Annotated in this window: 7 protein-coding genes; 6 read left to right on the plus strand and 1 reads right to left on the minus strand. The window is 32.4% G+C overall.

Annotated features, from left to right (window positions below):
* Positions 1–172: 172 nt before the first annotated feature.
* The gene (locus GJU41_RS19590) at positions 173–901 is read left to right on the plus strand and encodes a thioesterase II family protein (RefSeq protein WP_154319310.1); all 729 of its coding nucleotides are present in this window, start codon (positions 173–175) and stop codon (positions 899–901) included.
* 84 nt (positions 902–985) lie between these two features.
* On the opposite strand, the gene GJU41_RS19595 is transcribed toward GJU41_RS19590, so the two are convergent.
* Positions 986–5,449, minus strand: a complete 4,464-nt coding sequence (locus GJU41_RS19595; protein ID WP_154319311.1) for a non-ribosomal peptide synthetase — start codon at positions 5,447–5,449, stop codon at positions 986–988.
* Between the two features lie 286 nt (positions 5,450–5,735).
* Here GJU41_RS19595 and GJU41_RS19600 point away from each other — a divergent pair, with 286 nt between their 5' ends.
* From GJU41_RS19600 to GJU41_RS19620, 5 genes are all read left to right on the plus strand, one after another.
* A complete protein-coding gene (locus GJU41_RS19600; protein WP_154319312.1) occupies positions 5,736–6,827 on the plus strand; it encodes a serine hydrolase domain-containing protein in 1,092 nt (363 codons plus the stop codon).
* 350 nt (positions 6,828–7,177) lie between these two features.
* Positions 7,178–10,258 carry a cyclic peptide export ABC transporter gene (locus GJU41_RS19605; RefSeq protein WP_154319313.1) on the plus strand — a complete coding sequence of 1,027 codons (3,081 nt, stop codon included), beginning with the start codon at positions 7,178–7,180 and terminating at the stop codon, positions 10,256–10,258.
* 41 nt (positions 10,259–10,299) lie between these two features.
* Complete coding sequence (gene uvrA, locus GJU41_RS19610; protein WP_154319314.1) at positions 10,300–13,167, plus strand: excinuclease ABC subunit UvrA; 2,868 nt, start codon at positions 10,300–10,302, stop codon at positions 13,165–13,167.
* Between the two features lie 8 nt (positions 13,168–13,175).
* Positions 13,176–14,198, plus strand: a complete 1,023-nt coding sequence (locus tag GJU41_RS19615) for a class I SAM-dependent methyltransferase (protein WP_154319315.1) — start codon at positions 13,176–13,178, stop codon at positions 14,196–14,198.
* Positions 14,199–14,240: 42 nt separating this feature from the next.
* The gene (locus GJU41_RS19620; protein WP_154319316.1) at positions 14,241–15,620 is read left to right on the plus strand and encodes a condensation domain-containing protein; all 1,380 of its coding nucleotides are present in this window, start codon (positions 14,241–14,243) and stop codon (positions 15,618–15,620) included.
* The last annotated feature ends 16 nt before the right edge of the window (positions 15,621–15,636 follow it).

Raw genomic sequence — 15,636 nt, forward strand, 5'->3', positions numbered from 1 at the left:
TTGAAATAGTGATAATATATCTAATTTTTAAAAAATATATACTATTTTTCTTTATTAATTAAAAACGAATTAGCGAAAACTAAGTTATAAAAAATTCTTTAATATATAATAGAACTAATTAAATTAATATTTTGAAGATTTAAGAATAAAATAAGTGAGGTTTATAATACTTATGGAACAAGTGATATTATTTTGTTTACCGTATGCAGGCAGTTCAGCATCAATTTATTACAAATGGAATAAGTATTTAGATGATTCAATTCTTCTACATCCAATTGAATTAAAAGGGAGAGGTAAAAGGATAAAGGAACCGTTTTATAATTCAATCGAAGAAGCGATTGAAGATGTTTATACACAAGTAAAGCCATTTATAGATAGACCTTTTTCATTTTATGGTCATAGTATGGGAAGCGTTTTAGTCTATGAATTATGTTGTAAACTCAAAAGAGAACAGAATCAGTCACCAAAGAACATATTCGTTTCGGGTAGAAAAGCACCCCAATGCACTAATAAAAGTAATAAGATTCATTTATTTGATGATGAAGATTTTAAAAATGAAATCAGAAAGTTAGGTGGTACGCCAGAAGAAATAATTCAAAATGAAGAGTACTTCAATTTTTTTAAGCCAGTTATAAGAGCGGACTATAAAATAATAGAAGAGTATAAGTACCAAGGGGAAGACTTTAAGCTTGATTGTAATATTATGGTTTTAAACGGAAAAGAAGATAATATTACAGAAAAAGAACTCTTTTCATGGCAGGAACTAACTAGTAAAGAATGCGAAATTCTTCATTTTGAAGGTGGCCATTTTTTCATTAATGATCATACAGAAGAGGTTGTTAAAGTAATTAATAATAAATTTAAAACAGCAAACTACAGGTTAATGGATTGGAATAGATAGGTTAATTATAATCCCTCAAACGCAGGCTCTAATTATTCTTCAATGTCTGAATTTAACCTAGAGTTTGAGGGATTCGTAAAAGTCTCAATCAAAAAGTGTTTCAATATCTTCTTGACTAATTTTGGCTCCTTCAAAATCCGATGGTGTAAAATGCACACAATCTTTACTTAAGGTATAGTCAATAATTTTATTTAAATTAATAAGAAAAAGCGATAAAAATTTATTCATCTCAACATCTGTATATAAATGTTGACTATACCGGATAGATATATCTAACTGTTCGTTTATAACCATGCAATTTATTTCAATATCAGTTGTCAACTGATTGGAGAGGTCAACATTGCCGACTAACTTGTTTTCTCTGAAAATATAATAATCATTTTGACTCTCCTTATCAAATTGTCCCATATAATTCAATCTTATTTTACTAGTTTCATCACTCTTAATTTTTTCTAGTATATATTTTAAAACTCCATAACCTATCCCTTTATTTGGAACCTTTCTTATTTGCTCTTTCACGTGAGAAATTACTTTTCCAATTTCATTTTCAATTATTTGTATTCTTAGTGGATGCATTACTGTGAACCATCCTATAGTTCTTGAAACGTCAACATGTTCAATGTGTCTACCATGGTTTTCAATTTCATAAGTAAAATCAGTAAGGTTAGCCCAATCTTGGACACATAATGCTAAAGCGGTCAATATTAACTCAATAGCTTCGGTATTATAAGCTACATTAGCGCCTTTTAAAAGTTGACTTGTTTTAATCATGTTTAGGTTACCTTCAATACATCGGCTTAAACCATAGGTGTGATCAGCTAATTTATATTCTTTAGCTGGATGTATCTTTCGAAACTCCATGTCATTCCAAAAATCTAATTCTTTTAATAATTGATTGGATTTAGAATGAAGTTGAATTTCATCAGCGAACTTCTGAAACGAAGCTGTTTTTTTAGGAAGGATATAGTCCTTATTCTCTTCTAGTTGCTGATAAGCATAAAATAGATCCTCTAGAATAATTCTCCATGAAATACCATCAACAATAATGTGGTGGCCGGTAATAAATAATTCCTGGTTACCTTTCCCGAAATCTATTATGGCTGCTCTTATTAAAAGGCTATAATTTATATCAAAATTTGCTTGAAGGTTGTGTATAATTTTTTTGATTTCTTTCTCACGCAAACCTAATTCAATCATTGAAACATCGTAATATTCTACTTTAAAACTTTTATCCAGTGATTGCCGGTTATAAAATAATTTTTGATTATCAGCAAGATTTAGTCTTAGAGAATCATGATGCTCAATGACTGTTGTGAAAGCCAATTCTAATGTAGGTATACTAAGCTCTTTTTTTAGTTGAAGCGATATAGATTGGTTGTAGTGATTATTATTAACGAAATTATTTTTCAAAAACCATAATATAATAGGTGTAGGTTTTACATCTCCAGAGGCAATTCCTTGATCATTTGATTCAATTTTCTTTCGAGTAAATTTAGAAATTCGGAAAATGCTTCGGTGTGTCATTATATCCTTTACACTTAATTCAATATCGTGATTACTTAATTTTGATACCACACGTATTGCTTTTATTGAGTCGCCTCCTAAAGCAAAAAAATCATCATGAATACCAACCTCCTCAAGGCTAAAGACTTCGGCCCATATTTCCACCATGAGTTTTTCAATGAAGTTAGTAGCATCATCCGAAAAATTTTTAATAGAGAGTAGAGTTGAAGGAACAGGTAGTTTTTTAATATCTACTTTACCATTAGTAGTAAGTGGTAAAGATTCAATTTTTATAACATTCTTTGGAATCATATATTCTGGAAGTTGAGAGCGTAAAAAATTCAACAAATCATCTTCAACAATATCTATATTAGATAAATAATAAGCATATAAAAGTTTATCGCCATTCATATTTTCTATGATATTTACATAAGAAGCTTTTACATCAGGATATCGTAATAGAGTGCCTTCAATTTCACCTAATTCAATCCTGTGCCCATTTAACTTTAACTGGTTGTCCTCTCTGCCCAGGTAGTTAATGGTCTTTTTCTCTGTCCACATTCCAATATCTCCGGTTTTATACATCTTTTCACCAGGGAGGTAGGGATTATTTAAAAACCTTTCTGTTGTGAGTGAGGAATTATGTATATATCCCTTTGAGACACCATCGCCTGAAATATAAATCTCACCCTTCATATTTACCGGAACAGGCTTTAGGTACTTATTGAGAATATAAATATATACATTATCAGAGGGAATTCCGATAGGTATTGAATCATCAATATCACTGGAGTAATCATATTGATGAATCATACAGCCTACCACTGTTTCAGTAGGGCCGTATTCATTATATATTTCTATAGCATTATTGAATTTTTCATAAATATCCTTTGCAAGTCTGGTTTTTAAATCTTCTCCTCCTACTATTAATTTTCTAACGCTTGTTTTATCAATATTAGTTTCTCGAATAAGTGTGAGGTGAGCAGGTGTAAGTTTAACTACGGTAGTTTTTTTGTCCCTCATAATATCAAAGAGCCTAAATTCTCCATCATTTTTATAGATATTTATACTATTTCCACTTATTAAAGGAGTGAAAATGGATGTAATAGTAAGATCAAAAGCTATAGACGAATAAAGGGCAAAGACTTCATTATTACTTGATACATATTTTTTATACGCCCACCATGAGTAATTCACAAGCCCTTTTTGAAGTACCATTACTCCTTTTGGTTGTCCTGTTGATCCAGAAGTATAAATAATATAGGCAAGGTTTTCTGGTTTGCTATGAATTAATAGATTAGTATCGTCTTCTAAAAACAGTGACTTATTAGTGATATCATATATTTCCTTCTTGAAAGATATTTCGTCTGGTATAATGCAATTTTTTAATAATAGAACGGCGTCAGAGTCTTCTAACATGAAATTTATTCTGTCTATAGGTGAGCTAGGATCTATAGGTAAATATGCAGCTCCAGATTTCAGTACCGCAAGTATTGCAATTATTAACTCAAATGAATGGTGCGCATAAATTCCAACAACATTCTCCTTTTGGATTCCTTTCTTTTTAAGAAACCTTGCCAGTTTGTTTGCTGAAATATTTAACTCAGAATACGTAATTTTTTCATCTCCAATATAACAAGCTACATTATAAGGAGTTGCTTGCACTTGTTCTTCAAACAACTGGGTGATGCTTTTATCTGAGGGATAGCTTGTTTGAGTGTAATTAAGATTATAAATGAGCTCGTTTTTCTCATTTGATGACAACATCTCAATTTCCGATATTTTATTGGTAGGGCTTTTTAAAATGAACTGGATAATGTTAATTAAATACTCATACATCTTCTCAATTTGTGAATGATTATATTTAAATAAATTATAATCAAAATCCACCTTTATTTTTCCTTCTTTATTCCACTCGGAAATTACTATTTGAAGGCTGTATGGTTGACGTCCATTAAAGACTTCTTGTGTTTCATATGTACAACCGTCAAATGAATTATTAAATTTTGTATTATAGTAGTTGATACATACGTCGAACAACCCACTATATCCGTTTTTAAATAGTTCTAAGTCACTAGAAAGAAGATCATAAGGGTATTTCTGATGGAAATAGAATTTTTTAAGTTCCTTAATCGTTTCTTTAATAAACTCAAGAACTTCTAAGGTCTCATCTACCAGAATACGAAACGGCATAGTACTGGTAAACATTCCGAACGTTTTTTTTTCTTTTTTTCCAGATCTATTCAGGACTGGTGTACCTACCACTAAATCTTTCTCTTCAGTAGTGTAATGCAAATACATAAGATAAGCAGATATGAATAAGGAATTAATAGAGAGCTTGTGCTCCACTATAAATTCTTTAATCTTAATAGAGTTTTCTGTATCTATTAAAAAAGAATTTCTATGAGCTGAGTTTTCAACATTCGTATGAGGTTCTATATTATTGGGTAATGTTTGGAATTTATCTTTCCAAAACTTTTTATTTTTATGAAACCGATTTGAATTTAAGTATTTTTCTTCTTGAAGGATGACTTCACTGTATGAATATTTTTCTTCGTCTTCTAGTAATTTCTTATTAACAATCAAGCTATAATACTCAGAAATTTTTTCACCAGCTATATTCAAGGACCAGCCATCAGCTATAATATGATGAAATTTACCTACATAACCAAATTGATCTTTATTTAACTTGAAGATAGAAAAATAAAACAAATCGGAGTCCAATAAGTTAAATTCGCTTTTTTTGATTTCTGTGAGCCAGTTTTCAAAATCAATTATCGGGCTATCCGAAGTGCTAAAATCATAAAAATCTATATCCACTTTTTCATATGTATGAAAATACTGCATTGGATTGACCGAATCTTCTTTAATTCTAATTCTTATGCCATCATTTTTTTTTATAAAAATATTAATTGCTGCCTTTAGGGTCTTCACATTTATTTTTTTGTTAATATTCACTAATCCAATCAAATTGTGCATTGAAGTTGTACCATGTATCTTTTCGTTATACCAAATCCTTTTTTGAGCATGTGTAAGATTGTACATTTTTATCTCCTTCTTCAGTAAAAATATTGAGGTTAAAGACCAGAAATTATTTAAAACAGGTAGTTTTTATCCATATGAAAATGATATTCGGTATGTTAGACTCCAAAATGAGTAACATAGAAAACTTTTCCTTATTATCCAAAAAAAGCTGTGGCTAATTATTATTGATGCTACTTTATTCAATCAAAACAATCAAGAATGATTTGAATATTACAAATAATTATTAAGGTTTAAAGATAACCCACATGTATGAAAAATTATAAAATGTGAGCGGAGTGAATAAATTTTGGAGAGGCAATTCGAACGGAAATTGAATCTGGAAAAAAGATTAAAACAACACAGAATCCCAGGTATTGGAATTTCTGCGTTTAGTGACAGTTGTGTAAATTGGTCTTTTAGTATGGGAGTAGTTGAATCAGGTACGAAAATAAAGGTTAATAAGGATACACTCTTTAATGGTTGTTCCATTAGTAAAATGGTCTCATGTCTTGGTGTCCTTCGTCTCGCACAGCATGGAATTGTAAACTTAGAAGAAGATGTGAATAAATACCTTAAATCATGGAAAGTTAATGAGAATTCTTTTACTGATAAGAAAAAAGTAACATTATTAAATTTATTGGCACATCAATCAGGATTTATAGATCCAGATGGGAGTTTTGAAGCATTTAACAAAAATGATATATATCCTTCATTGGCAAATATCTTAGCTGGTAAAACTAGTTACAATTCTGAAAACTTATATGTTAAGTACGAACCAGAAACAGAATTTATATACTCAGATGCAGGATTTTGTATAATAGAACAAATTATTGAAGATGTAACAGGAAAGACATTTTCAGTAGCAATGGAGCATCTCATTTTTAAGCCACTAGGCTTAAGGAGAACTTTCTTTTGGAAATATAGTGATAATGAGATTTTAAAAAGAATGAATATTAAGAGGTGTGATATAGGTGTAGGTCATACTGCTAATGGCTTACCTATAGAAGGAAAACAAGTTCATTATCCAAATTTAGCAGGCTCAGGAATATGGTCCACACCTGCAGAAATGGCGATAATCACCATAGAGATTATTAAGGCGTGGAATGGAGAATATTCTTCTATTCTTTGTCAAGAATCAGCTTGTAAAATGCTGGCTGGTTTTGGTTGTGACAAGTTTGTAGGCCTCGGCATTTTTGTCCCCCAAAAAAATGGCAAACTAGCTATGGTCTCTAAAGGGTGGGGTGTTGGTTTTCAAAGTATTCTCATAGCTGATCCAAATTTAAAAAGAGGTGTAATAGTCATGATAAATTCAGATCCAGGAAAACCCCAAGAAGAATCACTAATTGGTGAAATTATTAATGAGATAAATGATTTCTACGGTTGGTCTTTATTTTTATAATGGTATATGCGCTATTAATATCTCTGAAAAATATAGATAATACGGAGGGGAAAGGATCTTCCCTTGTGTTATCTATGCCATTAGTGTAAAATATGTTTAAAATTGTAAAAATTTGCGTTTGGTTTTAGAATTGTTTAGTAATTACTATATTTGTACTAAAATGAACGGGACCTTACGATCTTCTTCTAAACTTCATCTGAATTCTATTTTTCTAGAACGGTAGCATAGATCTAATCTATTAAGTCCACTTTACAGTAGTTTTAAACTGAATATTTCGAATAGTCATTATTATTTTCCGTGTAATTTAGATAAAAATATTAAATTATATAGATGATTTGGAGAGTGGGATTATGAGGTTTTTAAAAAAATGTGGAAAACTAGCTGTACTTACAATTATAATTTTGTCAGCTATACTAAGCCCACTTAACACTAGTGCAGCTACCCAAACGAGCGACCAAAAAATCAAACGGATTGAAGAGTTTATTCAAAAAAACATGAAAAAAGGAAACATTCCAGGAATGACAGTTGTCATCGTGGAAGGGGACAAAACAGTTTATTCGAAAAGTTTTGGATATGCTGATAAAAAGAACAAAGTTCCTGTAACTTCTGAGACAAGTTTTGAAATCGCATCTACTTCAAAAGCTTTTACTGGACTTGCTTTGTTGAAACTCCAGCAAGATGGGCTCCTAGAACTAGATGATCCTGTATCTAAATTTTTCCCCGGGTTTAATGCAAAATATAAGGGAAGTAATTTTGAAATTAGTCTTCGGCAACTCCTGCACCACACAAGTGGCCTCCCATGGTATACCATCACAAATATTCCTATATCCCAAGAACCTAATGCTTTAGAAGAAGTTGTGCGTAATGTAAATGGTGTTGAATTAAATAAACGTCCGGGTGAACGATTTGAATATGCCACGATAAATTATGCAATTGTTGGAGCAGTAATTCAAGAAGTTACTGGTCAATTGTTTGAAGATTATATGGAAAAGAATATTTTTAAACCCTTAGGACTCAACAATACTACCTTATACCCTTCTGAGGTAGAAAAAACCCTCGCAGTGGGTTATAAAAATGGTTTTTTCCAAGCGAGAGAATATCAAGCTCCCGTTTTTAGGGGGAATCTTCCTGCTGGTTACATCATAATGGATGGCAATGATCTAGCTAAATGGTTAAAGTACCAATTGGGTAGTTTTCAGTCGCCTTTAAGCCCGTTAATAATGCAAACTCATGTACCTGATAGGACAGTTCCACCAAGCAAATTTGACTTTTCATCATATGCAATGGGATGGGCTGACTATCAAATTGGAACGGGAGAAGTTTCAAAATCTGGTTTAAATCCAAATTACTCAGCTTATATGGTTTTCCGAAAAAAGGACCAGTTGGCAGTGGGAGTTTTAGCTAATAATGGAACGACACTAACATACATAACGGGGCATGGAATTCTAGATATATTATACGAAAATACACCTACATCTCCATATGAACCTGACCAAAGTACTGATAGTGCTTGGTCAATTATTGCTTTATTTGCAATCGGGTATGCTTGTGCAGTGCTATTTGCAATATTTATTAGCTTAATAGATATCATTCGCAAAAAACGTATATGGGAACCTTTAAATTTGAAAAAGACGCTACATGGCTTAATATTATTTATTTGTTTAGTCCCATTTGTATATGGTCTATATATTATTCCTGAAGCAATGCAAGGCGTTTCATGGACAACGGCTATTGTTTGGTCACCTTATAGTTTCTTAATCGCTGCCATATCTGTTTCACTAGCTATAGTATTGAGTAGTATATACTTTTTACTATCAACACTGTTTCCTGCAACAAACAGTAATAAAAATTCTATTCCATTACTAGTTATGATGAGTTTGTTAAGTGGTATAGCTAATGCAGTTGTTATATTCATTATTAACTTTTCTATAGGAAGTGAAATTCCTGTTAGGTATTTGTTGTACTACTTTGGTTTAGCCTTGGCAATTTATATATTTGGTCGAAGATTGATTGAAGGTAAATTGGTCAAAATTACTTATAACATAATCTATCAGAAGAGGATGGAATTAATTGATAGAATATTAAAATCTTCTTTTCATAAATTGGAAAGAATAGATAACGGAAGAATATTTGCCACTCTTAATAACGACACAGAACTAATTGGTTACTCAGCGAATGTAGTTGTAGGGTTTGTCACAAGTTTATTAACTGTAATATGTTGTTTTGTATATCTTGGTACTATTTCTATGTGGGGAACTTTACTTTCAATAGCAGTCATAGCAGTCATAGCTGCTTTGTATAGCATAGTTAGTTCTTCTGCTAATCGTTATTGGGAAGAAGCCAGAGATACACAAAACGTTTATCTTAAACTAATTGATGAAATGCTTAAAGGCTATAAGCAGCTAAGCATGCATGGCAAGAAGAAAGCAGAATTTAGTGAGGACGTTCGAGTCAGTAGCAAACAATATAGAGATAAGCGTATTATTTCTAGGATTAAATTTACAAACTCATTAATAGTTGGAGAAACATTGCTTATTTTAATCTTGGGTGTTGTGACTTTCTTATTTCCAACTGTATTCCCAGATATTAAAGACTTTACACTCATAAAGTTTATTATTGTCTTTTTATACTTGATTGGTCCTATTAATGGGCTATTACAGGCAGTTCCTGAAATAATGCAAATTAAAATTTCATGGAAAAGAATAAATGAATTTGTTAAAGAAGTTCCTATGGAGAACGAGAAAGAGCCAATAAAGAATAATCTGTCAGAAGTTGACTTGTTTGTTGAGGAAATTGGTTTTCATAACCTTACATTTGAGTTTAATGATGTAGAAAAAAACTTTGTTATAGAACCTACTTCTTTTGTTGCTCGAAAAGGCGAGATTATATTTATTACTGGAGGTAACGGCAGCGGCAAAACTACACTTGCGAAATTAATGACTGGCTTATATCCACCTGAAGAAGGTTATTTAACAATTAATGGTAAAAGTGTCGATTCAAGTGCTGTAGGAGAGTATTATTCAACAGTATTCTCTGATTTCCATTTGTTTGACAAATTGTATGAAATTAATAGTGCTGAGAAACAAGAAGAGATTAATCGTTATTTAAAGTTACTTCATCTTGAGGAGAAAGTTACGATAAACGATGGTTCATTCAGTACAGTGAATCTTTCCACTGGTCAAAGAAAACGATTAGCTTTGTTAATCTGTTACTTAGAAGATCGACCAATCTATTTATTCGACGAGTGGGCAGCTGATCAAGACCCAGAATTCCGAAAAATTTTCTACCAAACACTCTTACCAGAGATGAAAGAGAAGGGGAAAATTGTATTTGCTATTACCCATGATGACAATTATTTTCATGTGGCTGATCGAATGTTAAAGATGGAAATGGGGAAATTGAAGGAAATAGTACCTGAAGTATCTTACTAAAATTTACCCTTGTAAAAAAATAAAACAAGAAGTGGGTTCTTATGCGAAATAACATATATGTTAAAGGCGCAAAACAACACAACCTAAAAAATATTACAGTAGAAATTCCTCGTAATCAATTGGTTATATTTACAGGAGTAAGCGGATCAGGTAAATCATCGCTTGTTTTTAACACTATATATTCAGAGGGCCGCAAAAGATTAATGGATTCATTGTCATCCTATGAAAGGATGAGTTTAAAAAAACCAGGTGAAAGTTTAGTAGATTTAATAGAAGGGCTTTCACCAACAATTGCTATCGAACAAAAAACGGTATCAAAAAATTCACGTTCAACAGTCGGTACTCTTACTGATTTATATTCTTATGTACGATTATTGTTTTCAAGAGCAAGCTCAGCTTTCTGCCCATATTGTAAAGAAGAATTGCCTGTCCTATCTAAGAAGAAAATCATTGATTACGTCGTGAATTTACCATATGGATATTCGATAGATATATCGGCTCCAATTCTGTCTGAATCTTTTGATGATTTAACAGTGATATTAAATAATTTGAACCAAAAAGGGTTTCATAAAGTAGTTTTAAATGAGCAAATCCTTCAAGTAGAAGAAGCGTTAGATTTACTTACTAATATTAAGAAAAAAAAGAATATCTCAATACAGGCTCATTTGGGTAATATCACCATTAAACCTCAAAATGAAAATATAATAAAAACAAAAATTGAGAAAGCATTAGAAATAGGTATGGGATTAATCAGTATCAAAGCAGATGGACGTGATAGCACTATTTTTCATGAAATTGCATGTAAGTCATGTAATGTCTTAGTAAGTGAAATTTCGGCTAGTGAATTCTCTTATAATTCTCCATATGGTGCTTGCACTACATGTACCGGACTAGGAACGCAGTATTATGTTGATAAAAACCTTGTTATTCCTAATAAAGATAGAAGCATTTCAGAAGGAGCAATAAACATAATTGGGTGGCAATTTGATACTGAGAAATTTCACAAGAATAGGAAAATTCTAGAGGGGCTTGCAAAAGAATATAAATTTGATCTAAATACGGCTGTAAAAGATCTACCAACTGAATTACTGAATGTGGTTCTATATGGTACTAACGGGAAAAAAATTAGAATTGAAAACCCTTCGCAGGGTGGAAAAGATATGTATGAAAAATTTTCTGGAGTAATCAATTTAATTTATGATCGCTTCAATTCCAATGCTAAAGACGATATGAGCACAATTAAAGAAGAGGACAAAACTGTCATACGTGAACGTCCTTGTCCTAATTGCGGAGGAACAAGGCTCAAGGCTCAAAGGCTTTTATATCGTATAAACGGTCTGACGATTAATGAGTTAACCAACATGTCGGTAAATAACTTAGTGGAATTTTGCGAGGATAGCATTCAATTTAATAATGAGGTTTCTAAAAGCTATTCGTCAAAAGCTATTCCTATATTGAAAAATATGAGGGAACGATTAATTCTTTTGAATGACATTGGACTTGGATATTTAACTTTAAATAGACCGGTGAACATGTTATCAGGTGGAGAGTCCCAGAGAATTCGATTAACGACTCAATTAGGCTCCGGACTTATGGGGTTAATTTATATTCTAGATGAACCAAGTGTTGGGTTGCATCCTAAAGATAGTGAAAAGATGATTTCTATGCTGACAAAGTTAAGAGATTTAGGTAATTCGTTGATTGTAGTAGAGCACGATGATGATATTATCTCAAAAGCGGATTATCTTATTGATATAGGACCAGGTGCAGGCTCCCAAGGAGGAGAAATAATAGCACAAGGAACAGTTGAAGAAGTGATGCGGAATCCCTCTTCATTGACAGGGCATTATTTAAGTGGAAAAAAAAGAATTTCAATTCCTTCTAAAAGAAGAGGGATTGAAAACACTGACAACTATCTAGAAATTACAGGAGCAAAGAAAAACAACTTGAAGAATCTGAATATTCGTATTCCACTAGCGCGGTTTGTTGGGGTTACAGGTGTTTCAGGTTCTGGAAAAAGCACATTAGTAAATGATGTTATATATAAAGAGTTATTATCCATAAAAGAAGGCCAATATAAGTCGGATTCTAATTCGAAAGTTAGAGGTGTAGAAAACATTGACGATGTAATTTATATTGATCAAATGTCTATAGGAAGAACACCTCGGTCTAATCCGGCAACTTATATCGGAATATTTAATATCATCAGACGTCTTTTTGCCAAAACAGATGCAGCTCAATTATCGAAATACAAGGAATCTCACTTTAGTTTCAATACACCAGGTGGTCGGTGTGAAGAATGTTTGGGACTTGGGATCATAGTAACGCAAATGCACTTTATGCCTGATATCGAGATGATTTGTGAGTCTTGTCATGGCAAGCGTTACAACGCTGAAATTTTGAACATTACCTATAATGGAAAAAACATAGTAGAAGTTTTAGATATGAGCATTAAAGAAGCAGCTCAATTTTTCTTAAATCAACCTAAAATTTACACAAAATTAGATCTCATGAGTCAAATGGGACTTGGATACATGAAGTTGGGACAATCGGCTACGACTTTATCTGGCGGTGAGGCTCAACGTATTAAGTTAGTTTATGAATTAAGTAAATTAACAACGGGTTCAAGTAATTTGTATATCTTAGATGAACCGACTACAGGTTTACATTTAGATGACATTCAACGCTTGCTAGACATATTTCAAAAATTAGTTGGCGAAGGACATACTGTTCTCGTAATTGAACATAATTTACAACTTATTAAAACAGTAGATTACCTTATCGACCTAGGTCCAGGTGGTGGAGTAAATGGTGGTAACATTGTTGCTACAGGAACTCCTGAAGAGGTTTCAAAAAACGCAAATTCCTATACGGGGCAATATTTACGAAAAATATTAAATGGAAATTAGGAGGATATATGGATACTCTTTATAATAATTTACGAATACTCCCGATTGGTCCATTAAATCATTATCTTCAAAAAAGGTATAATGACTTGCCTTGGGTAAGAAAGCTAGGATTGGATCATATTAAATTAAAAGGTGATTTCTTATTAATGCATGCTTGGAAACCTGGATGCATAATAATATCACAAAACCAAGCAGAACAGTTAAAATCCGTAATTAAAAATGGTGAGACAGAGACTTCTGGTTTACCTCAAATGCCAACTGAATGGTTAAATAGTGAAAAACAGGAACCTATCATAGAAGGGATCTTAACTAAAGTATTGGTCCCAGGTCTATTTGAAATACTATTAAATGAAGATTTAGATATTAAAAGTCAACAAGCTAGGCGTTTGAGAACTATTTTAGAAGGGCTATCTGAGAATGTACCTATTTTCCCAGCTATTCAGAATGAGTATGAACTCCGAAATTTTTTAGTAGATATTGAAAGTCAAAAACCAAAGACTGTTGTAGAAATAGGAACAGCTAGTGGAGGAGTATTCTATTGCTTAAGTCAATTAGCAGATGAGGAAGCTTTGTTGGTTAGCATAGACTATCCGGGGGGACCATATGGTGGTGGTCAGGATGAAAATGAAATAAAACTCTATTCAAGCTTTGGTAAGCCTAAACAAGAGTTTGCCTTTATCAGAGATAGATCTTTCCATCATTCTACAAAGCAAGATTTAATAAGGATTTTAGGCGATAGAAAGATTGACCTTTTGTTTATAGATGGTGATCACTCATATGGCGGTGTTAAATCGGATTTCAACATGTATAAAGATCTTGTTGCTCCAGAAGGGGTAATTGCATTCCACGATATTAATTCTCGACCTGAGAGTTGGGGAAGGGGATTTGATGTAGGACTGTTTTGGGATGAATTGAAATTAAATCATGGTAGTACGAAAGAAATTATTGATCCTAAAGGCTGTAAAGAACCTGCATATCTTAATCAAGACCATAATAATTTATCGTATGGTATCGGAAAGATTTCAATTTAAAATTTTTTAGAAGTTTAGAAGGAAAGGAGGTAACTAACCTTAATGGGACATAATACAATTTCTAAATCAAACGTGCAAGATGTGTTAGGGCTAACATCCATGCAGGAGGGCATGCTTTACCATTATCTTCAAAACCCAGAATCAGATCAGTATTTTGAACAATTTAGTTATTCACTGAAAGGTTCTTTTAATATGTCCGCGTGTTTAAGTGCTTGGAAATGGACCATACAACAAAATGAAATGCTCAGGACTATTTTTCGTTGGGAGAAAATTAACAATCCTGTTCAAGTTATCTTAAAAGATCGCTTAATATCTTTTGTGTTTCATGATCTTGTCTCATTCCAAGAGCAGGAAAAAGCTTTAATAGCAGATCAACTTCTTGAAAAGGATAGAATGGAACGATTTGATTTGGGAGAAGGCCCATTGTTTAGAATTATGATATTAAAGCTGACGGAATATAGCCACTCCATTGTCGTCAGTAACCACCATATACTGTTTGATGGGTGGAGCAATGGTATATTAATGGAAGAATTTTTACAAGCATACTCTTCATTCCACGCTGGTGAGACGCCAATGGAAGTTGCTAAGCCTCCATTTAAGGAATATGTGAAATGGCTTTATAATCAGGATAAATCAGTTGGAGTAGAGTTTTGGGAAGAATATTTGAAGGGGTATAAGTATAAACCCTTATACATATCGAACTTTATTAAGGAAACTGATGTTAAAGGTACCGCAAATGAAAATTATATTATCCCTCAGGCAACTATGAACGATATTCGAAAAGTTGCTAAGGATGAGGGGGTAAGTATAGGGACAATCTTTAGTGCTGCATGGGGAATTTTATTACAAAAATATATAGATCATGATGATATTGTGTTTGGTACTACAGTTTCTGGGCGTTCAAGTAATTTACCAGGGATAGAACGGATGGTAGGTCTCTTAATGAACACAGTTCCTGTGAGAATACGCTTAGACAGATCAACAAAAGTAATAGACTTATTATTGGATGTACATCATTCAACTAAAAGCCGTCAACCATACGAGACGGTCCCGTTAGTAGATATTCAAACTGTTACCAATCAAAATCCAACTATGGTTTTGTTTGATACACTTTTAGTAATTGAAAACTACCCTTTGAATGTGTCTGTTAACAACGGGCTTAAGCTCGAATCATATAAAGGTCATAGCAGAACAAATTATCCTCTAGTGCTCGCTATAAACAATTTTGAGGAAACAGAGCTGAATTTTGTTTATCAACAAAAAAACTTTAACAAAACAACAATGGAGTTACTTAAAGAACGCTATGTTGGAATACTTAAAAGATTAATTGTGGACAGAGATCAACTAATTGATGAAAATTTTAATCTGACGAATATTGAAGAGAATATGAACGAACTTTTAGGGATTGAGTTTAATTATTAATTTCATCCGCTAAGTT

Source organism: Metabacillus idriensis, from assembly GCF_009674765.1.
Lineage (GTDB): Bacteria > Bacillota > Bacilli > Bacillales > Bacillaceae > Bacillus_P > Bacillus_P idriensis.